The organism is Pseudoxanthomonas sp. GW835-FHT14C01 (assembly GCF_058793715.1).
This window is the reverse complement of the sequence record NZ_JBXAGB010000001.1, coordinates 250,472-271,184: the sequence shown is the minus strand read 5'-3', so window position 1 is coordinate 271,184 and position 20,713 is coordinate 250,472. Positions and strand designations below refer to the sequence as shown.

The following is a 20,713-nucleotide window of genomic DNA, read 5'->3' as shown; positions in this document are numbered from 1 at the left end:
CCTCAGCGTGCCAGGCCTGTTGCGGTCGAACGGCAGAACCTTCAGTGTGATCGGGGTGGCCCTGGTGTGACCGGCGCATTCGCCAGCATCCGCCGGATGACGGCACGAAGCGCATATCGCAAAGGAGGTTCGATGATTCCAACGGATTCACCGGTGTTCCATGCGGCACCACCAGCAGGATTCCAGGTGCGCACGGATCCACGACCCGACGACATCGGTACAGTCGTGGCTCGGCATGTGGACCTCTATGCGCGCGAGTGCGGCTTCGACGCGTCGTTCGAACAGTACGTGGCCGATCCGTTGGCGCGGTTCCTGCGTCTTGCCGGCGATAGGGACCGACTCTGGATCGCCGAACGCGCGGGCGCTTTTTCCGGCTGCATCGCCATCGTGGACGCGGATGAGAGCGTGGCGCAGTTGCGCTGGTTCCTGGTGGAGCCGGCATTCCGTGGGTCTGGCCTCGGCCGCTGGCTGCTCGCCGAAGCGCTGACGTTCGCGCGCCTCGCCGGCTACGGATCCGTCGTGCTATGGACCGTCAGCATCCTGCCGGCCGCCGCGCACCTGTATCGCTCCGCCGGTTTTCGCAAGGTCGAGGAAAAGCCGGGGCAGTGGGGGACGCAGGTGATCGAGGAGAAGTACACGCTCGACTTGCTGCCGCACCGACAGGGGTGGCATTCCGTCTGACGGCTTGGAGCGGCCATCCGCGGCCTCTGGATCGGAGCGACTGGCAACGCCTGCGGGACGCATCCTCGGGTCGCGACTGCGACACAAGCACTGTGCTGCACCACGACGTGCGTTGCGTACCCGGAGCTGGCATCGCAATCACCCTGGAATTCTTCGCAGGTACGGCGCGGTGGCGCTTCCATCCGCCATTGCCACCGCGGTTGGGACGCCCTCGGAAACGATGCGCCCACCAAGATCGCCTGCCCCCGGACCTACATCGATGACCCAGTCGCTGTCGGCGACCACCTGCATGTCGTGCTCGACCAGGATGACGGTGTTTCCCGCATCGACCAACCGCTGCAACTGCACCATGAGCTTGTCGACGTCCGCCGGATGCAGGCCGGTGGTGGGTTCGTCCAGCACGTACAGCGTGTCGCCGCGCTGGCTGCGCTGCAGCTCCGTGGCGAGCTTGATCCGCTGTGCTTCTCCCCCGGAGAGCTGGGTGGCGGGCTGGCCCAGCGTCAGGTAACCGAGCCCGATCTCGGACAGCAGTCGCAGCGGTCGCCGCACGGCGTCCTCGCCCGCGAACACGTCGATCGCCGCCTCCACGGTGAGCGCCAGTACCTGCGCGATATCGTGGTCGCGCCACGTGATCTCCAGCGTCTTTGCGTTGAAGCGTTTGCCGTGGCAGGTCGGACAGGGCGCGTAGACGCTGGGCATGAACAACAGTTCCACGTGCACCGACCCCTCGCCCTCGCAGGTCGCGCAGCGCCCCGCCTCCAGGTTGAAGGAGAATCGCCCCGCATTGAACCGGTGACGCCTGGCCGCGGGCGTCGCGGCGAACAGCTTGCGGACGTGGTCGAACAGGCCGGTATACGTGGCGAGGTTCGAGCGCGGCGTACGCCCGATGGGCTTCTGGTCGACATTGACCAGCCGGCGGAGGTGCTCCGCACCCGAGACGATGCGACCCCGCGTCGGCGCAAGTGCCTGGGTAAGCGACGGTTCGCCTTCGTTGTCGTCCGGGACGGCGGTGTGTCCGAGGTATTCGCCGACCAGGTCCACCAGTGCCTGACTGACCAGGCTCGACTTGCCTGACCCGGATACCCCGGTGACCGAGGTGAACGCACGGAGCGGAAAGCGGACATCGAGGCCGTGCAGGTTGTTGCGATGGATGCCCTGGAGAACGAGCCAGTCGCCGGGCTGCCGGGGCGCGCGGCGCACACGCTTGCCTCGCGGGAACAGATAGTCGCGGGTGTGGGAGTGCGCGACGTCCTTTAATCCGACAGGCGGACCGCTGTACAGGATCTCTCCGCCCTGGCTGCCTGCCCCGGGGCCCACGTCCACCAGCCAGTCGGCCCGGCGGAGCATGTCCAGATCGTGCTCCACGACGAACAGCGTGTTGCCGCCCGCTTTCAGGTCGTCGAGCGCCTCGTGCAGGGCCGCGGCATCCGCCGGGTGCATGCCGGCGGAAGGCTCATCGAGGACGTACACCACGCCGAACAGCTGGGAGCGGATCTGCGTCGCCAAGCGCAGGCGTTGCAGTTCGCCGGACGACAGCGTGGGCGTGATCCGGTCGAGCGACAGATAGCCCAGCCCCAGGGACTGCAACCCGGCGATGCGATCGATCAGGTCCTGGGCGATCCGCTGCGCCGCAATCTGCTTCTCTTCCGACAGATCCGGAGTGCGGCGTACATCCGGACTTCCGGCATGGGCCGAGCCGCCCTTCGCCACGCGTGCGTCGGCCAGGCGCCTGCCGGCCTGCTTGCTGCGCGGTCTCGTTACCGAGGGTGCTGTGAACTGGCCCTCGGCGGCGGGCGCGAGCGCCTCCGCGATGGCGTCCAGCGGGAGCCGGGACAACTCGCCGATGTCGCGACCGGCGAACGTCACGGACAGCGCCTCGCGCTTGAGTCGCTTTCCTTCGCAGACCGGGCAGGCGGCGCCGCGCATGAAGCGTGCGACGCGCTTCTTCATCTGCGCGCTTTGCGTGGTGGCGAACGTGCGCAGTACGTACTTCCGGGCGCCGATATAGGTGCCCATGTAGCTGGGTTCCGTCTTGCGCCGCAGCGCGGTTCGCGTTTCCGCAGGCGTGAACCCGGCGTAGACGGGAACGGTGGGCTGTTCGTCGGTATAGAGAATCCAGTTCCGGTCCTTCCTGGGCAGGTTCTTCCACGGCGTGTCCACGTCGTATCCCAGCGTCACCAGGATGTCGCGCAGGTTCTGGCCATGCCAAGCGGGCGGCCACGATGCGATGGCGCGCTCGCGGATGGTGAGCGTCGGATCCGGCACCATCAGCGATTCGGGCACGTCGTACACATGGCCCAGCCCATGGCAGTGCGGGCACGCACCCTGCGGCGTGTTGGGGGAGAAGTCTTCGGCATACAGCATCGGCTGCCGCGGCGGGTAAGTGCCGGCACGCGAGTACAGCATGCGCAGGGAGCTCGAAATCGTCGTCAGGCTGCCGACCGTGGAACGCACGTTCGGGGTGCCGCGTTGCTGTTGCAGGGCGACGGCCGGCGGCAATCCTTCGATCGCGTCAACATCGGGCACGCCGACCTGGTCGATCAGGCGGCGCGCGTACGGCGACACGGATTCCAGGTAGCGGCGCTGGGCTTCGGCGTACAGCGTGCCGAACGCCAGCGACGACTTGCCCGACCCCGAAATGCCCGAGAACACCACCAGGGCATCGCGAGGGATGTCGAGATCGACGTTCTTGAGGTTGTGCTCGCGTGCCCCGCGGACACGGATCATGCCATCCGTCGCCTGGGTCCGCGCGCGCTTGGCGGATTTCCGCGCTTTCGTCATATCGGCCTCTGCATGGCACAACAGGATGCGGGTGCCAGCGCGTCTGGCTGCGAATGCGCGAGAAGGCCAGCGATCATGCGCCGACGTGGATCGAGATCCAGAAACAATGCAGGTCTCACCCGGAGCCTCCCGGCATCCGCTGGCAACGGACGCAGAAGAACGCACGGCGTTTCCGGGTTCCGAGTTCCTTCAGTGCAAGCGGCTTTCCGCAGGCAGGGCAGGTCTTCTTGCCGTGCACGAGCCAATGGCGCTTCAGTACGCCCGCCTTCTTCCACGCCAGGAAATCGAAGCTGTATTCACGGGCCTGCGCGATCAGGTGGCCCAGCTGCCGCGAGGGGATCCGCCCGACCGGCGCCGCGGGATGGAGCCGGATACGGAACAGCACCTCGTTCTTGATGATGTTGCCGACGCCGGCAAAGATGTCCTGGTCCAGGAGGGCATCGCAGACCAGGACGTCGGGCCGCGCACGCAGTTTGGCACGTGCCCGCCTTGCATCCCATTCGGGCGACAGGACGTCGGTACGCCAGTCGTAGACCTCGTCCAGGGGCTCTTCGATGTACTTGAGCGATGACGCATAGAGGTTCAGCACGCCGTTGTCGAAGCGCAGGGATGCTCGCGGTGCGGCATCCTTCCCGGCATCGATCAGGTAGGATCCGAACAGCAGCATGTGCACCCGCAGGCTGAAGCCGCGGAACTCGAGCAGGAAGTGCTTGCCCCAGCTCCGCACCGACACCACGCGCCTGCCTTGCATGCGCGAGAGATCGAGGCTGCTGTTGCCGGTCGCCGCACGCACCGTCTTGCCCCGGAACTTGCGGGCGGCGTCCCGCAGGATGAGCAGGGAAGGGCCTTCAGGCACGACGTTGCGCCTGGCCTGCGGACGTCAGCTTTTCCTGCAGGCACGCTGCATTGGGTACGGCGAACCCCCGCGCCGTGTTGTCGAAGATGATCCACGGCGCCTCCAGACTGTCCGCCTGCGCGGCGGACGCCGCCAGCGACGCCAGCGCGGTATCGCTGTACGCGCTGTAGTACATGCGGGGCGCGCCATGCCAGCGCCAGTACGACCAACCCGGATGGCCGCCCGGCATGGCCGCCGCCGGCAGGACCGCCGGGTCCGCCGCGACGCGGCTGATCGCGTGGCGCCGCATCAGTGCATCGGCGCGCTCGCTGAACCAGCTGGCGTGGCGGGGTTCGCATGCGCACGGCGCTTGGGTGCGCCGCCGCAACAGGCGGAAGAACGAGGACGCCGTGCGGGCATCGAACGCGTGCGAGGGCGGCAGCTGCAGCAGGTAACCGCCCAGGTGCCGTCCCAGGCCCTCGGTCTGCGCGAGAAACGCGTCCAGCGCGGGACCGGCAGCGCGCAGGGCCCGTTCGTGCGAAATCGTCCGCGGCATCTTTACCGAGAAACGGAACCCGGCCGGCACGGTGGCGGCCCATCGTGCATACGTCTCCATGCGATGCGGCCGATAGAAGGACGTGTTGATCTCCACGATCGAAAACCGCGTGGCGTAGCGGGCCAGCACGCTCCCGCCGTCGCCGAACAGATCCAGATACGCGCGGGGCGTCGCCCACCCGGCGCAGCCGACGCGTACGCCAGCCGCTTTCCGTTGTTCGCGAGGTGGTCCCGGCACGCTGATCGTGCCGCCGCGTCGCGTCGCGCCGATGCTTTGCCGCGGCGCCTTGCCGCTGGAGCCCTCCAGCTTCGGCGTGGACAGCGCCATCTCGGTCGTACTGCCCCTCGCCTCGAAACCGACGGCCTCGATGCTGGTGTCGACGCCACGCCCGCCGGTAGCCTCGATGATCGTGCCCGCAGGATCGTCGTCCTCCATCGCCGGAACCTCGAAGAGATTGCCTGACAAGGTCTCCCATGACGGGTCAACAGGCTGTGAGGCCGGATGCGATGCGCCATCGTCGGCGCCGCCTCACCGGGCTTCGTAATCCCCGCCCGTCCGTGTGAACGGGTCCGAGCCGATCCATGCAAACTGCCGGCCTGGCTGTCGCCGTCCGACGCCGTCGCCTCGCTGCGAGCCCGTGGTTCTTCGGCAGAAGATCCCGGTGAAACGCCACCCGTGCCGTGTTGCATGCCGGCGACGCGAATCCCGTGGCGGATGTCCTGCATGCCGCAAGCATCGGCGATGTCTTCGGTGCGATGCTTCAGCCAGCGGTTGTCGACCGTGCCTTGCAGGCTCGCGACACCGTGCTTGGCCTCGCGCTGTTCTCGCTGGCGTCCAGCACCGCGTCCTCAACGGCGGTAGCCCCTTGGACCACCGCCGCGGGAAGACGGTGACCGGCATGCCGGTCACCGTGCACCGATCACCTGACAATCTTCCCGTTGATGATCGGGTAGTAGACGGAAGGTGTCTCCTCGTTGAGGTCGATCTCGACCAGGCTGGTGTCGGCATGGTCCACGGTCAGCTCCCAACGGCGTCGCTCGCCGGCCACGTAGGCCTCGATGTCCGGAAACAGCTTCTTGATCAGCTCGCCGCGCGAGGTCGGGAAAGGCTTCGGCTCGGCCGGCGAGACGCTGACGATGACGAAATCGTAGTTGCCGCCGAACTGGTGGCTGCTCAGCACGTACAGCGTGCTGCTGATCGTGGTGCCGTGCTTGATCTGTGCGTCCATGATAGGCCGGTGCCATTTCTTGTAGAGCGCCAGCCATTCGTCGTGCTTGCCGGGCGGCACCTTGTAGTAGCTGATGCCGACGCGTGGGCGGTCCGGGAGTGCGCGGCCGGCGAGCGCCTGCGCGGTGGCGCTCTGGATGCCGGCGACGGCCAGCGCCAGGATGGCGAGGGTGGTGAGCAGTCGGTTCTTCATGTTCGATTTCCTTCAGGTGGGTGGTGGTGTCAGAACTTCGCGGTCAGGCCGACGAAGTACTGGCGGCCGAAGATGTCGTAGGTACTGGCATGGGTGGCGCCCGGCGTGCCGCCGACCTGCGGCGGTTCCTTGTCCAGCAGGTTGTTGATGCCGGCGCGCAGGGTGACGGTGTCGTTGAGCGACCAGTCGCCGAACGCATCGAAGTAGTGGTACGCATCCACGCCGGGCGTGGTCGAGGCCGGGTTGGTGACCTTGGAGCTGTGCTGCTGGGCGCCGATGTAGCGCCAGCGAAGACCCGCGCCGAACGCGCCCTGGCCGTAACGCAGTTGGCTGACCGCCTTCCATTCCGGCACGTAGCCGACCGTGCCGACGTAGTCGTAGACGATGCCGCCCTTGAGCGTCTGCACCTCGTAACGGTCGACCCAGCTCAGGACCGAACTGGCGCGCAGGCTGGCGCCGTTGTCCCATTGCCGGTTCCAGTCCAGCTGCACATCCACGCCCTGCGTGCGCAGGCTGCCCATGTTGTAGGTGGGCTTGAAGATGTTGTCGATGCGGCCTGTCGTCGCGTTACGCTGGATCTGCTGGCAGTAGAAGTTGTCGAGGGCGTAACCCGGGTTGGCGCCGTCCTGGTTGAAGCACGAAGCCAGCACCTGGGATGAGGTCAACGTGCCGATGACGTCGGTGACCTTGATGTCGAACCAGTCCGCCGCGACCGAGAAACCCGCTCCCTCCGGTGCCCATACCACGCCGACGGTGTAGGTGTCCGCGGTCTCCGGCTTCAGGCCGGTATTGCCCGCGATGGTCGCCAGCGATTCGCGCTGGGTGTCGATGTAGCCGGGGAGCAGGGCGGCCGGTACGCCCTGCGCCAGGCACAGCGCTTCCACGGCAGCGGCATTGGCGCCGGTGCGCAGCGGGCTGCCCGCCTGGCACTGGTCGCCCTGTCCATTGGCGACCAGACCGTAGCTGTTCGATTCGGTCTGGGCGGCGACATACAGCTCGCCCACGCTGGGCGCACGCACGGCGCGCTGGTAGCTGCCGCGCAGCCGCACGTCTTCGACCAGCGCCCAGGTGAAGTCGGCCTTGTAGGTATCGGTGCCGCCGGAGAGGTCGTAGTCGGAGTAGCGATAGGCCAGCCCCACGTCCAGCGCATGGGCGAACGGCGCGTCGTACAGCACGGGCACCAGGGCTTCAACGTACGCTTCCTTGACGCTCGTGCTGCCGCCGCTGGCGCCCTTGGCGGGAAGGCCTATCACGCCACCCTGCTGCAGCAGGCGGTCGGGCTGGAATTCGTAGCGGTTGCGACGCCATCCCAGTCCCGTGGCGAAGCGCACTTCGCCTGCCGGCAGATCGAACAGGCCGCCCTGCAGGTTGGCTTCCAGCACGTCCTGCTCGAACACCGTCCGGCTGTGGGTCGTGGCCACCAGGTAATCGCGGCACGCGTCGGACAGGGTGGTGAGACCGAACGGGTTGTAGCCGCCGGCGCACAGGCTGGCGCCACCGTCGGCGGCGTTGATCAGCGTATTTAACGCCTGGGTGACGACCGCCCCGTGGCTGGTTTCGGATACGTCCGTGCGGCCCTTGCTCGCATAGACGTCCCACGTGCCGTTGAGCGCGTCCACACGGCCCTTGGCACCGGCCACGAACTGCCACGTATCGAAGTCGCGCTCGAAGGTGCGTGGACCGGCCTCGCCGAAGCGCTTGTGCAGGGTGAAATTCGCAGTCCGGTTGGCGCGTGATGCGAGGATGCGGCGCAGGTCGTCCGGGATGAAGGGATTGCTGACCGGTACGCTGATGCCGGCGTTGCCGGCTTCCGCCGCCACGTAGCTCTGCAGGTTGGACCAGCTGAACTGGCCGTAGGCCTGCACGTCGTCGGTCAGCTGGAACGTGGCGCGCCCGAACGCGGTATACCGTTCGAGCGGCACCTGGATCAACGAATCCTGGTTGAGGTTGTTGAGCTGGGTGCCGGTGTTGAACAGCAGCGTGTCCGAGCCGCGCCAGTTGAAGGGGCCCTTGTTGGCGAGGAACAACGTCCCGTCGTCGTTGAATCCCAGATAGGTCGTCGTGGTGACCGGCACGCGCCCGGGCGCCGCACCGTACTGCGCGAAGACCTGGTCCACGACCGCCTGGTTCGGAAGATTCGCACCGAACTCGTAGGTGCCGGTCTGGATGCGGAAATCGGTGCCGCCGGGACTCTTGCGGAAGAATTCACGCGCCATGTAGTCCACGCCGTCGCGGTCCGTCCACGAGAACGAGAGCACGGCGTTGCCGCGCCCGTCGGCGAAGTTGCCGCCGAACGTCAGCGACAGGTCGCGGGTGGTTCCGTCGCCCTCGGCGTACTGCGACACCTGCGAATCGAGCCGGACGCCTTCGAAGTCGTCTTTCAGGCGGATGTTCACCACACCGGCGATGGCGTCAGAGCCGTACACCGCCGATGCGCCGCCGGAAATGATCTCCACGCCCTCGATCAGGGCGCTGGGAATACCGTTGATGTCCACCACGTTGTCGGTCGTGGACGGTTGCAGGCGACGGCCGTCCAGCAGCACGAGATTGCGCTGCGCGCCGAGCCCGCGCAGATTGAGGGTGGCCTGGCCCGTGCCGCCCCAGCCCGCGTTGGTCTTGTTGGCGCCCAATCCCAGTTGCGGCAGCTGGTTCAGCGATTCCTCGAGCGTGCTGGTGCCGGTCGCCTGGATGTCTTCGGCCGACACGGTGGTAAGCGGACTGCTGCTTTCATAATCGAGCGCCGCGATGCGCGAGCCCGTGACGCTGACCGCGTCGAGCTGGGTGGCCCTGGTGCCGGCATCGGGGGCCTGTGGCGCGGTTGCATCGCTGGATTGGGCATGCGCGAAGGTCGAGGCGCCCAATGCCTGCGCGATGAGCAATCCCAGGAGCGTTCGCTTGTGGGAGGTGCCGGACGAAAAAAAGGCGAAGCGGTAGCATGCCGGCCGCGGTGCGCGGGCCAGTGACAAAGATGACATCGATGATGGTCCTGGGTGGTGGCGACGTGGAGGTGCACGGAACCCCGTGCCGCTACGCAATCGCTCGCACGGACCTCCCTCCCCGGGGCATGGCCTCGCGCGCATCACGTCCCTGTGTGACCACTCCCGCCGTTGCGCAGCGAAGGAACGTTATGCGCGCGCCACCCGGATCGACCAATAACCTGCGCTCATGTGCACATGGCGTCGCAGGGGTGACGGAAAGTCATAAGGCATGGTGGCCGTCGCAACACGTCGTTCGGGACGAACGTTTGAACTTGCTGTCCGCTGCTCCACGGTCGGGCAATCGACATGCGTTCGTGGCCGAAAGCGGACACCCGCGCAGGACGAGGCTGCTGGTCAGCCGTATGACGCCGGCGTGCGGCCATCCTCGAGCGCGGTCCCGTACCGATCGGCTACGTAGAGAGGCAGATCACCCAGCAGCGCGGTACCTGCCTGGTACGCCAGCATGCGCTTCTGTCCTTCTGGCGCAACATCCAGGGTCAGGAACTCCTTGGCTTCGAGCTTGATACCGTCCTGCAATGGGAGGGAGCTACCGAAGTACACCGCCCGCTTGATGGCGCCGATGCTCGGCTTGTGTCGCCGCGCCAGGTAGTCGGCGAGCTCGAGCGCCTTGGCGACGACATCCGATGTCGGCACGACGGCATCGACGGCACCCATCTGCAGGGCCTGTGCGGACGTCAATGGCCGTCCATCGAGGATCGCGACAAGCGCCTTGTGCATGCCCACCAGCCGCGGAAGTCGCTGGCTGCCGCCGCCGCCGGGCATGATGCCCAGCAGGATTTCGGGTTGTCCGATGAAGGCATCTTCGTCGGCCATGACCCGAAGATCGCATGCCCACGCGAACTCGGCACCCAGGCCCAGCGCATGTCCTTCCAGCGCCGCGATGAACACCACGCCGATACTGTTCATCCTGAGCAGCAGGCCGTGCAGGCGATCCAGGCCGACGTAGTTGGCGGGAGGCGCCGGCGGAGGCGTCGTGGCCTGCTGCCGCGCGACGTACTGGGCGCCCCCTTCCTGCAGCCACGTCACGTCGGCGTGGCTGATGAAGCGGCTTGCATGCGCGCTGGAAAACACGACGGCCCGGATATCGGGATCCTGCTCCACGCGGTCAAGCAGCGCTTCGATGAGCAGGGCGAGCTCCGCGCCGAACTCCTGGCAAGGGCCCGCATGGATACGTGCATGCAGGGTGTTGCCATGCGCCCGGACATCCAGGCGTACCGAGGTTTCGTCATTCATGGGTGTTCTCCAGGATCAGCGCAGGTAGCGGGCGGGCACGTCGCTGCGCGAGAGGTTGGGGGCCATCGCCAGGCGAGCCTGCTGCAGGGCGAGGAACTGGCCTTCATCGGGGAGCGGGGGAATGGTCACGTTCTCGCGACGGTCGAATCCCACCAGCGCGGCATCGACCATGGCATCCACCTCCATCAGGAAGCCGGGCGGGAAGTCATCCATGTCGCGGCCTGCCTTCTCCCAGAGCTCCGTTCGCGTGGCGCCCGGCAGGACCGCCTGCACGTAGACACCGCGCGGTCCGAGTTGCGCGGCCATGGCCTGGCTGAGATTGAGCAGGTAGGCCTTGGTTCCGCTGTAGACGCCTTCGAACATCTCGGGAGCGAAGGCCAGGACCGAAGAGAGATTGACGATGGCGCCCGATCCCCGCTCGACGAACGACTTCGCTGCGGCGGCAGCCAGGCGGGTGGGCGCGGTGACGTTGAGCGCGATGATCTGTTCCAGCGCGGCCGGTCCGTTTTCCAGCAGGCCGCCCTTCAACGACATGCCCGCGTTGTTGACGAGCAGGGTGACGTCGCCCGCTTGCAGGCGTTGCTCGATCCGCGCCACCTCCGCGTCCTGGGTCAGATCGGCAGGCAGCACTTCAACGGACGTGCCGGTCTCCTCCCGCAGTCGCACGGCCAATGCGTCCAGTCGCTGTACGTCGCGTGCCACCAGCGCGAGTGCGTAGCCGCGCTTGGCCAGTCGATCGGCATAGGTTGCGCCGATGCCTGCGGAGGCTCCGGTGACGAGGGCTACGTGCTTCGATGAGTTCATGAATGCCTCACGGCGTCTGGAGAGGAGAGGGAGCGCGCTTACCGGTTCACATCGACCAGTGTTCGTCCCTTCGCTTTGCCTTGCCGCATCTCGGCAGCCGCCGTGAACACGTCGGCGAGCCCCACTTCGGTGGCCGTCGTATCCAGCTTCGCCAGCTCCAGGTTCTCGGCCAGGCGGCGCCACGCTTCGACGCGCAGGGCTTGCGGCGCGTTGACGGAATCGATGCCGGCGAGCGTGATGCCGCGCAGGATGAAAGGCAGCACGGTGGCGGGAAGTTCCACGCCACCCACGAAGCCGCAGGTGGTCACCGTGCCGCGATACTTCGTCTGCGCCAACACATTGGCCAGCGTGCGGCCGCCCACCGAATCCACGGCGCCCGCCCAGCGTTCGGGTCCCATGGGCGGGCCCTCCGCGGACAGGAGCGTGCGATCGAGGATGTCCGCGGCGCCCAGGTTGCGGAGATAGTCCGCTTCGTCCGGTTTGCCCGTGGAGGCCACCACGCGGTAGCCCAGTTCTGCGAGGAGGGTGATGGCGATGGAGCCCACGCCGCCGGAGGCGCCCGTGACCAGGATGTCGCCATGGTCCGGCGTTACGCCTCCCTGTTCGAGCGCCAGCACGCTGAGCATGGCGGTGAACCCCGCGGTGCCGATCGCCATGGCATCGCGCGTGCTGAGGGTCGACGGCAGTTTGACCAGCCAGTCGCCGGGTACGCGCGCACGCTGTGCGTAACCGCCGTGATGGGTCTGGCTCAAGCCCCAGCCCGTTGCGACGACCTTGTCGCCGGGACCGAAGCGGGCATCATCGGAATCCACCACGGTGCCGGCGAAGTCGATGCCGGGCACCAGCGGGAACGTCCGGATGATCTGGGGCCCTGCCAGGGCCACCGCGTCCTTGTAGTTGAGCGTCGACCAGTCGACGGCGACGGTCACTCCGCCGTCTGACAGCGCGGTGTCGTCCAGGGTCTGGAGAGAAGCGTGGACCGCACCGTCATCGGAGCGGGTGGCGAGGATTGCACGGAATGACACGGCACCATTTCCTTCTCGGGGAAGCGGGTGCGACTATAGGTCCGTGCTGCGGTTGTCGTAAGAACGCACAATTATCGCGGGTACTATCAATTATGTGCCTATGGGCACGAGGTGAATGCCGTCATGCGTCCGAAGCGACTGGATCCCAAGAGTGGCTGTGCCGTGGAGCTGACGCTGTCGATCATCGGCGGTGTGTGGAAGCCATTGCTGTTGTTTCATGTGTTGACAGGCAAGAAGCGCTTCATGGAACTGACGCGGCTGATTCCGAGCGCGACCCAGCGCATGCTCACGCTCCAATTGCGCGAGTTGGAGACGGACGGCCTGATCATTCGCCATGTGTATGCGGAAGTTCCGCCGCGCGTCGAGTACGAAGCCACGCCGCTCGCCCGCACGCTGGCGCCGGTCATGCTCAGCCTTCGCGAATGGGGTGAGCGTTATCGCGCGGACCAGCAGCACCTGCCGCCGATGGAGGCGCATTGCGATGCAACGACCAGCGCCGCAAAGAGGAAGGCGTCCCTCAAGGCGGAACAGCGGGCGGGGGTTACGGCTGCGAGCTGATCGCTCGATGGATGTCTGTTTCGCCGGCGATGGTACGGATTGCCGGAATGGACCTGCTGTAATTGCCCGCCCCGCTGGCGTTCCACCCCAGCCAGGGATATCCGAGTGCCGAAGGGGTGCTTTCCAGCGTGCATTCGTTCGGATGAAGAGATTCGTAAGGTAAATCAGCAGGATGAGCGGGCGGTTGGGGTCGGATACGCGCACCATCATTTTCGATCGGCATCGTGTGCCGTGCTGCGATGCCACAGGCCCGTCATCGCCGACCACTTAGACTATGCGCCTGTTTTTTTAGCGGGATACCCCCATGAGTCGAGCGTTTCCCCCGGTCTCCCTGATCGGCGCCCCCACCGACGTCGGCGCCGGCCATCGCGGTGCCCGCATGGGGCCGGACGCCCTGCGTATCGCTGGCCTGGCCGAGGCGCTGGCGGCGCGGGGCATCGATGTGATCGACACCGGCAACGTGCAAGGACCCGCCAACCCGTGGACCGGCCCGGTCCAGGGCTACCGGCATCTCGACGAAGTCGTGGCATGGAACCGCGCGGTCATGGATGCCACCGCAGCCGAACTCGCGCGAGCGCGGTTGCCGATCATGCTCGGCGGCGACCATTGCCTGGCCATGGGCTCGATCACCGCAGTGGCGCGCCACTGTCGCCAGGCCGGCAAGCAACTGCGCGTGCTGTGGCTGGACGCGCACTCGGACTTCAACACCAGCGAGGTCACACCGTCGGGCAACATCCATGGCATGCCGGTGGCATGCCTGTGCGGCATCGGTCCGGATGCGCTGACGAACCTCGGCGGCCAGTCGCCCGCGATCACGCCGGCGATGGTGCGCCAGATCGGCATCCGTTCCGTCGATCCGGAAGAAAAGAAGCTGATCAAGGACCACCAGGTCGACGTGTACGACATGCGCTACATCGATGAGGTCGGCATGAAGCGCACGATCGAGGCGGCGCTGGACGGCATCGACAGCGACACACACCTGCACGTCAGCTTCGACGTGGACTTCCTCGACCCCAGCATCGCCCCGGGCGTGGGCACCACCGTGCCGGGAGGGCCCAATTACCGCGAGGCGCAGCTGGTGATGGAGATGATCGCCGACACGCGGTTGATGGGATCGCTGGACATCGTGGAACTGAACCCCGTGCTGGACCGTCGCAACCGCACGGCCAAGCTGACGGTGGACCTGGTGGAGAGCCTGTTCGGCAAGTCCACGCTGATGCGCGACTGACGGCCGGGGATGGGGAAACTGCGACTGAACGGGTTGCGGGTGGCTTCACGTGGCCTATACGCCGCCGCGTCGAAGGTGCTCGCACACGCCGCCGGCAGCCATGGGACGCACCCTCGGCGGCATCCCAATCACTCAGGAGAAGACATATGAAGCGTGCAATGATGCTGCTGCTGACGGCGATGTTCTCGATGGCCGTCCTGTCCGGTTGCAACACCGTGGCCGGTGCCGGTAAGGACGTGCAGAAGGTCGGCGAGAAGGTCGAGGACAAGGCCCAGGACTGCAAGGACGGCCGCTGCTGATGCACGCCGGCGGGTGACCTCACCCGTCGATGCGAACCAGGAAAGGGCCGGGAAACCGGCCCTTTCCTGTTCTCCTGCACCGGCATGGTCAGCCGCCAGCCAGTGTGGTTGAATGAAACTGCTGTCGTGGCGCAGTACGGCAGGCCCGCGTCGGGCTGGCGATGCGCCCGGGCAATCGAAGCCAAAGACAAAGGAGCCACTCATGAAACGTGTTGCCGCACTGATGTTGTTGTCCCTCTTCTCCGTAGCAGTGCTGTCGGGCTGCAACACGGTCAAGGGCGTTGGCAAGGATGTGCAGAAGGTGGGTGAGAAGGTGGAGGATGCGTCGGGCAAGTAATGCCCGGGGTTTCCGGTGATCCCGACGGGCCGCTCTGCGGCCCGTCCTGTTTTTGCGCCCCATGATGCGGGGCGCCTGTTTCGCCACTGAATGCTTCAGCAATGTCTAATGCCGGTTGACGCGTGGTTGATCGGATCGAAACGCACGCCTTGCGATGCTGTCCCCGCGGCGCCCCCTGCCGCCCAATCAAGCGAGGCAAAACACCATGAATCAGGACATCATCGCCGGTAACTGGAAGCAGCTGAAAGGCAAGATGCAGGCCAAGTGGGGCGATCTGACCGACGACGACTTCAAGGTCGCGCAGGGCAACGCCGAATACCTCGAAGGACGCCTGCAGGAACGTTACGGCTACGACCGTGATCGTGCGCGTACCGAAGTCGCGGATTTCCAGCGCACCCTGCGCTCCGACGACACGTTCAAGCACTGACAGCGCGTCGCCAGCTCTGGACAGAACGGGCCGCCTCCTCGCGGCCCGTTCTTCTTTTGCGGGTCAGCGGTAGCGGGGAGGATCGGCGACGAAGCCGCCGGGGAATGCCCGCGGCGTCTCGTCGCGCCGGACTGGGCCAGGGTGGCGCGGCAGGATGCCCATCGCGACCAGGCGACGCGGTTCGTCGTAGCGCAGCTCGCTCACCTGCTCCGGCTGGCGCGTCGCGCGGTCGAAGCCGGTGCGCGACGTTGGCGCCCACTCGCGTCCGCCGTGGCCCGTGCCGATGCTCTGCTGGCGGGCCGAATCCTCGGCTACGACGCCGCGCGCCGTAGCTGCGGGAGGCGCTCCTTCGGCCTCCGCACGCTTCTGGAGGGAACCGCGTGCGATGGGCGGCGGGGTGTACGACGGTTGCCGGTAGGCGCGCGCTTCGCGGAACGCCGCCACGCCGATGACGCCGACATTGCGCGGGCGCCCGGTACGGGCGGCGTAGCTGTCGCCGAGGTCGGTGAACACGAACTGCGCCACGTCGTCCATCGACTTGCGCCAGCCGCTGATCTCGGTGGTCTGCCAGGGTTCCAGCACGTAGCCGGCCTGCGAGGGATCCGCGGTCTGGCCGGTGATGGCATTGATGCCGTCCACCGACAGCACGACGAGCACGCGTTCTCCGGTGGTGTTGGCCAGGCGCACGCTGTAACGGTGACCAGGCATGCCGGCGACCCACAGGTCGCCGCGATGCGGATATCGCGCGAGCGATTCCCCGGTGTCGCGGTCGAGCACGCTGACATCGACCAGGGGACGGGCGTGGGCCGGGGCGCACGCGGCCAGCAGCGCCAGCGTGGCCAGGGTAGCGAGGAAGCGATGCAGCATGTCCGTTCTCCAGGTGGGGACGATGCTGGGAACGGCCCGGCACCGGGAACGGGGTGACGGGCTTGCCCGATCGGTTAAGCCGCCAGCAGGCCGCCTGCGACGCCATGTCGCACCCTGCCGCCGGCAACGCGTGGCCCCAGCCGGTAAACTGCCCGCTTTCCCGCATTCCCCCGCTTCGCACATGACCACCCGCGTCCTTACCGGCATCACCACCTCGGGCACGCCGCACCTGGGCAACTACGTCGGCGCCGTGCGCCCGGCCGTGGCCGCCAGCCGGGCCGCCGATACGGAGAGCTTCTACTTCCTGGCCGACCTGCACAGCCTGATCAAGGCGCAGGATCCCGCGCGCACCCAGCGCTCCACGCTGGAGATCGCGGCGACTTGGCTGGCCTGCGGGCTGGATCCGGACAAGGTGTGGTTCTATCGCCAGAGCGACGTGCCGGAGATCACGGAGCTGACCTGGTTCCTGACCTGCGTGGCGGGCAAGGGCATCCTCAACCGCGCGCACGCCTACAAGGCGGCGGTGGACAAGAACAACGCCGAGGGCGAAGACCCGGATGCCGGCATCAGCGCAGGCCTCTTCATGTACCCGGTGCTGATGGCGGCGGACATCCTGATCTTCAACGCGCACCGGGTGCCGGTGGGACGCGACCAGATCCAGCACATCGAGATGGCGCGCGACTTCGGCCAGCGCTTCAACCATGTGTACGGCAAGGAGTACTTCACCCTGCCGGAGGCGCTGATCGACGACCACGTGGCGACGCTGCCCGGCCTCGACGGCCGCAAGATGAGCAAGAGCTACCACAACACCATCCCGCTGTTCGCTCCGCGCGACGAGCTGAAGAAGCTGGTGTTCTCCATCCTGACCGACTCGCGCGGACCGGGCGAGCCGAAGGATACGGAGGGCTCGGCGCTGTTCCAGTTGTACCAGGCGTTCGGCAGCGCCGACGAAACGCGCGCGTTCGCCCGGAAGTTCGCCGACGGCATCAGCTGGGGCGACGCCAAGCAGCGGCTGTTCGAGCGCATCGATACGGAAATCGCCCCGCTGCGCGAGAAATACGAAACACTGATGGCCAAGCCGGCCGACATCGAAGCAATCCTGCGCGATGGCGCGCGCCGCCTGCGCGAACGCTACGCGACGCCGCTGCTGGCCGAGCTGCGCCACGCCGTCGGCCTGCGCGACCTGTCGCAGCAGCCGGTGGTGGAGGCCAAGACCGCCACCGCGAAGGCGGCGCTGCCGATGTTCAAGCAGTACCGCGACACCGACGGCCGCTTCTACTTCAAGTTGGCCGATGCGGACGGCAACGTGCTGGTGCAGAGCAACGGCTTCGATTCGCCAAAGGATGCCGGCAAGCTGATCGGCGTGCTGAAGCAGGCCGATCAGGCCGATGCGATCGAAACGCCGGAGATCGTCCTGCAGGTTCCGGTCGCCGATGTGCTGGCGGCGTTGGCCGCGCTGCGGGCGGCGGAGGCCTGACGCCATGCCGTATCTTGCCGTCGTCCTGTTCCTGCCCTGGTTCCTGCTGTTGGGCTCGCTGTACTGGCTGTTCCCGCGCCAGCCGCGCAATGCGCGGCGCAAGGGCTTCGATCTTTCGGTGCTGGCAGTGGCCTTCGTGCTGAGTTTCATCGGCATGCAGTGGGGCTACGCGCTGGGCGCCGCCGATGTCGGCACCGGTGCGATCTGGAAACAGGTGCTGGCCACGCTGGTGGCGTATGGCGCCTTCCTGTTCGTGCTGACGCTGGCGGTGCCGCTGCGCGGCTGGTGGCTGTCGCGCGGCTGAGGCCGCGCAGAGGGAGCGTTCCACCAAAGGCGGGTCGTATGCCGGTGATACGGGGACTAGAATCGGATCATCCGTTCCCATACAGGTACGCGGATGAGCCTCCACGGCATCCACACCATCGACACCGCGTTCCAGCGCGATCATTTCGACGCCGCCTATCTCCTCGTCGAGGAAGGGCGGGGCGCCTTCATCGACTGCGGTACCAACCACGCCGTTCCGCACCTGCTGTCGGCGCTGGCGCAGGCGGAGCTGGCGCCGGAAGACGTCGATTTCCTCATCGTCACCCACGTGCACCTGGACCATGCCGGTGGCGCGGGCCTGCTGATGCAGCACCTGCCCCATGCCACGTTGGTCGCACACCCGCGCGCGGCACCCCACCTGATCGATCCGGCTAGGTTGATCGCCGGCGCGACGGCGGTGTATGGCGAAGAAGAGATGCAGCGCAGCTATGGCGCCATCCAGGCCGTGCCGGCAGCGCGCGTGCGCGTGGTCGAGGACGGCGAGACGGTGGTGCTGGCGGGGCGACCGCTGCAGTGCATCGATACGCCCGGCCACGCGCGCCACCACCATTGCCTCTGGGATGCGCGCAGCCGTTGCTGGTTCACCGGCGACACGTTCGGCCTGTCCTATCGCGAACTGGACGGGCCGCACGGGCCCTTCATCCTGCCGACGACCACGCCGGTGCAGTTCGAGCCGGCGGCGCTGAAGGCCAGCATCGCCCGCATGGTGGCGTACGAACCCGTCGGCATGTACCTGACCCACTACGGCCGCGTCGGCGACGTGCCGCGGTTGGCGCAGGCCCTGTACGAACAGATCGATGCGATGGTGGCGATCGCCGACGGCTGCGACGGGCGCGCGGACCGGCATCGCTGCCTGACCGCGGGCCTGACGGCCTTGTACCTGGAGCGTGCGCACGCGATGCAGGTGCCGCTCGCGGATGAGGATGTCGCGCGCATCCTCGCGATGGACATCGAACTGAATGCGCAGGGCCTGGGCGTCTGGCTGGACCGCGGGCGACCTTGAAGCGCGCAAGCCGCTGAATTCCTGTTTGTGGGAGCGACGTCAGTCGCGATGAAGCTCCAGCGAGACGTCGTCGCGACTGACGTCGCTCCCACCACGATCCCTTAGACTCGTGGCGTCCGTCGCATCAGATCGAGATTCCCATGAAGCGCTCCTTCCCCTTGTTGCTCCTGTCGCTCGGCTTGACGCCCGCCTTCGCCGCGGACGTTCCCGGCGGCGGGATCAGCGCCGACAATCTGTCGCGCCATGTGCGCGTGCTCGCCTCGGCTGAGTTCGAAGGCCGCGCACCGGCGACGCCCGGCGAGGAGAAGACCATCGCTTACGTGGTCGATGAGCTGAAGAAGGCCGGCGTGCAACCCGGTGGCGAGCAGGGCGGATGGACCCAGGCGGTGCCGCTGGTGCGCGCGCAGGTCGAGGGTCCGGTCGCCGCGACGCTGAAGATCGGAGGCGCGAGCCAGACGCTGTCCAACGGCGATGACGTCGTCCTGCAGAGCCTGAACCCGGTCGATCGCGTCAGCATCGTCGATGCGCCGCTGGTCTTCGTCGGCTATGGCATCGCCGCACCCGAGCGCGGCTGGGACGACTACAAGGGCGCCGACCTGAAGGGCAAGGTCGCCGTGGTGCTGGTCAACGATCCGGATTTCGAAACGGCCTCGCCCGGCGCGTTCGATGGCCGCGCGGTGACCTACTATGGCCGCTGGACCTACAAGTACGAAGAACTGGCGCGTCAGGGTGCGGCCGGCGTGCTGATCGTGCACGAAACGGCGCCGGCAGCCTATGGCTGGGCGACGGTGCGCGCGTCCGGGCTGTCGCCGGTGTTCGACATTCCGCGCGACGATGCGGCGACGTACCACACGCTGCTGCGCGGCTGGATGCAGCGCGCACTGGCGGTGTCGCTGTTCGAGCGGGCAGGACTCGATTTCGAGGAGGAGAAGCGGCGTGCGCAGACGCCGGCGTTCGCGCCGGTGGTGCTGGGCGATGCGACGCTGTCGGCGGCTTTCGCGGTAGCGCGCGACCAGGTGGTGACCCGCAATGTCATCGGTCGCCTGGAAGGTGCCGAGCGTCCGGACGAGACCGTCATCTATTCGGCGCACTGGGATGCGTTCGGCATCGGCGAGCCGGATGCGTCGGGCGATGCGGTCCGCCACGGCGCGATCGACAACGCGACGGGCGTGGCGGCGGTGATCGAGTTGGCGCGCGTGTTCGCCGCCGGTCCCCGGCCGCAGCGCACGCTGCTGTTCATGGCGCTGACGGCAGAGGAGAAGGGCCTGCAGGGCGCGACGTACTACGTCGCCAATCCGGTGTCTCCGCTGGAGAAGACCGCCGCGGTCCTCAACATCGAAATGCTCAGTCCCGATGGTCCCAACCGCGACATCGCGTCCTGGGGAAACGGCCGCGTGTCGCTGGAGGGTGATCTGAAGCGCGTGGCGGAAGCAGAGGGGCGGACCTATTCGCCCGACCCCAATCTCGAAGCGGGCTTCTTCTACCGCGCGGATCACTTCGCCTTCGCGCGGGCGGGCGTGCCGGCGATCACCGTGGGCGCGGGCCTGGACCGCATCGACGGCGGCGTTGCCAGCGGCAAGTCGCTGCGCGATGCGTATTTCGCCAGGTGCTACCACCAGCCCTGCGATGCGTGGACGCCGTCGTGGGATGCGAACGGCCAGGCGCAGGACGTGGCACTGCTCTACGCGCTGGGTCGCGGCATCGCGGATGGAGGGACATGGCCACGCTGGCTGAACGGTTCAGAATTCAAGGCCGTCCGCGAACGCAGCGAGACTGAACGCAAATAGCGGCGCTGGCGCACGTCGTTCATGTGATCCGCTGCGCTATGCTGCGCGTCCTTTCGCCGAACCGGAACGCCT

General features: G+C 67.0%; 19 protein-coding genes and 1 pseudogene. 10 read left to right on the top strand and 10 right to left on the bottom strand.

Annotated features, from left to right (window positions below; translation table 11 throughout):
• Positions 1-66: 66 nt before the first annotated feature.
• Positions 67-681, top strand: a complete 615-nt coding sequence (locus AC1Q5B_RS01255) for a GNAT family N-acetyltransferase (RefSeq protein WP_492629927.1) — start codon at positions 67-69, stop codon at positions 679-681.
• A 138-nt stretch (positions 682-819) separates the two neighbouring features.
• Here the strand turns inward: AC1Q5B_RS01255 and AC1Q5B_RS01250 are convergent, their stop codons facing one another.
• The 9 genes and pseudogenes from AC1Q5B_RS01250 to acuI form a co-directional block, all read right to left on the bottom strand.
• Positions 820-3,408 (bottom strand): excinuclease ABC subunit UvrA, encoded by a 2,589-nt coding sequence (locus AC1Q5B_RS01250; RefSeq protein ID WP_492629926.1) that lies wholly within the window; start codon positions 3,406-3,408, stop codon positions 820-822.
• Between the two features lie 169 nt (positions 3,409-3,577).
• A complete protein-coding gene (locus AC1Q5B_RS01245; RefSeq protein WP_492629925.1) occupies positions 3,578-4,318 on the bottom strand; it encodes a DNA-formamidopyrimidine glycosylase family protein in 741 nt (246 codons plus the stop codon).
• Positions 4,311-5,096 carry a DUF72 domain-containing protein gene (locus AC1Q5B_RS01240; RefSeq protein WP_492630928.1) on the bottom strand — a complete coding sequence of 262 codons (786 nt, stop codon included), beginning with the start codon at positions 5,094-5,096 and terminating at the stop codon, positions 4,311-4,313. The genes AC1Q5B_RS01245 and AC1Q5B_RS01240 overlap by 8 nt, the downstream gene beginning before the upstream one ends.
• A pseudogene (locus AC1Q5B_RS01235) lies at positions 5,082-5,285 on the bottom strand (glutathione-dependent formaldehyde dehydrogenase); the annotation flags it as partial. The pseudogene AC1Q5B_RS01235 and the gene AC1Q5B_RS01240, both read right to left, overlap by 15 nt.
• A 487-nt stretch (positions 5,286-5,772) precedes the next feature.
• Positions 5,773-6,273, bottom strand: coding sequence for a hypothetical protein (locus AC1Q5B_RS01230; RefSeq protein ID WP_492629924.1), 501 nt, complete (start codon positions 6,271-6,273; stop codon positions 5,773-5,775).
• A 29-nt stretch (positions 6,274-6,302) separates the two neighbouring features.
• Complete coding sequence (locus tag AC1Q5B_RS01225; RefSeq protein WP_492629923.1) at positions 6,303-9,152, bottom strand: TonB-dependent receptor domain-containing protein; 2,850 nt, start codon at positions 9,150-9,152, stop codon at positions 6,303-6,305.
• A 453-nt stretch (positions 9,153-9,605) separates the two neighbouring features.
• Entirely contained in the window at positions 9,606-10,505 is a 900-nt protein-coding gene (locus AC1Q5B_RS01220) for an enoyl-CoA hydratase/isomerase family protein (protein WP_492629922.1), read from the bottom strand.
• Positions 10,506-10,520: 15 nt separating this feature from the next.
• Complete coding sequence (locus AC1Q5B_RS01215) at positions 10,521-11,309, bottom strand: SDR family NAD(P)-dependent oxidoreductase (protein WP_492629921.1); 789 nt, start codon at positions 11,307-11,309, stop codon at positions 10,521-10,523.
• 38 nt (positions 11,310-11,347) lie between these two features.
• Positions 11,348-12,334 carry an acrylyl-CoA reductase (NADPH) gene (acuI, locus tag AC1Q5B_RS01210; protein ID WP_492629920.1) on the bottom strand — a complete coding sequence of 329 codons (987 nt, stop codon included), beginning with the start codon at positions 12,332-12,334 and terminating at the stop codon, positions 11,348-11,350.
• Positions 12,335-12,457: 123 nt separating this feature from the next.
• Between acuI and AC1Q5B_RS01205 the strand changes: the two genes are divergently transcribed.
• From AC1Q5B_RS01205 to AC1Q5B_RS01185, 5 genes are all read left to right on the top strand, one after another.
• On the top strand, positions 12,458-12,892 hold the full coding sequence (locus tag AC1Q5B_RS01205) for a winged helix-turn-helix transcriptional regulator (RefSeq protein ID WP_492629919.1): 435 nt from the start codon (positions 12,458-12,460) through the stop codon (positions 12,890-12,892).
• 304 nt (positions 12,893-13,196) lie between these two features.
• Complete coding sequence (gene rocF / locus AC1Q5B_RS01200) at positions 13,197-14,120, top strand: arginase (protein WP_492629918.1); 924 nt, start codon at positions 13,197-13,199, stop codon at positions 14,118-14,120.
• A 146-nt stretch (positions 14,121-14,266) separates the two neighbouring features.
• Positions 14,267-14,419 carry an entericidin A/B family lipoprotein gene (locus AC1Q5B_RS01195; protein ID WP_213604738.1) on the top strand — a complete coding sequence of 51 codons (153 nt, stop codon included), beginning with the start codon at positions 14,267-14,269 and terminating at the stop codon, positions 14,417-14,419.
• Positions 14,420-14,621: 202 nt separating this feature from the next.
• Complete coding sequence (locus tag AC1Q5B_RS01190) at positions 14,622-14,756, top strand: entericidin A/B family lipoprotein (protein ID WP_492629917.1); 135 nt, start codon at positions 14,622-14,624, stop codon at positions 14,754-14,756.
• Between the two features lie 205 nt (positions 14,757-14,961).
• Positions 14,962-15,183 carry a CsbD family protein gene (locus tag AC1Q5B_RS01185; RefSeq protein WP_492629916.1) on the top strand — a complete coding sequence of 74 codons (222 nt, stop codon included), beginning with the start codon at positions 14,962-14,964 and terminating at the stop codon, positions 15,181-15,183.
• A gap of 63 nt (positions 15,184-15,246) precedes the next feature.
• Here the strand turns inward: AC1Q5B_RS01185 and AC1Q5B_RS01180 are convergent, their stop codons facing one another.
• The gene (locus AC1Q5B_RS01180) at positions 15,247-16,050 is read right to left on the bottom strand and encodes a hypothetical protein (RefSeq protein ID WP_492629915.1); all 804 of its coding nucleotides are present in this window, start codon (positions 16,048-16,050) and stop codon (positions 15,247-15,249) included.
• Positions 16,051-16,231: 181 nt separating this feature from the next.
• On the opposite strand from AC1Q5B_RS01180, the gene AC1Q5B_RS01175 reads away from it, so the two are divergent.
• From AC1Q5B_RS01175 to AC1Q5B_RS01160, 4 genes are all read left to right on the top strand, one after another.
• On the top strand, positions 16,232-17,527 hold the full coding sequence (locus AC1Q5B_RS01175; protein ID WP_492629914.1) for a tryptophan--tRNA ligase: 1,296 nt from the start codon (positions 16,232-16,234) through the stop codon (positions 17,525-17,527).
• A gap of 4 nt (positions 17,528-17,531) precedes the next feature.
• Positions 17,532-17,831 carry a hypothetical protein gene (locus AC1Q5B_RS01170; RefSeq protein WP_492629913.1) on the top strand — a complete coding sequence of 100 codons (300 nt, stop codon included), beginning with the start codon at positions 17,532-17,534 and terminating at the stop codon, positions 17,829-17,831.
• Positions 17,832-17,924: 93 nt separating this feature from the next.
• Positions 17,925-18,854 (top strand): MBL fold metallo-hydrolase, encoded by a 930-nt coding sequence (locus AC1Q5B_RS01165; protein WP_492629912.1) that lies wholly within the window; start codon positions 17,925-17,927, stop codon positions 18,852-18,854.
• A gap of 140 nt (positions 18,855-18,994) precedes the next feature.
• Entirely contained in the window at positions 18,995-20,641 is a 1,647-nt protein-coding gene (locus tag AC1Q5B_RS01160; RefSeq protein ID WP_492629911.1) for a M28 family metallopeptidase, read from the top strand.
• Positions 20,642-20,713 lie beyond the last annotated feature (72 nt).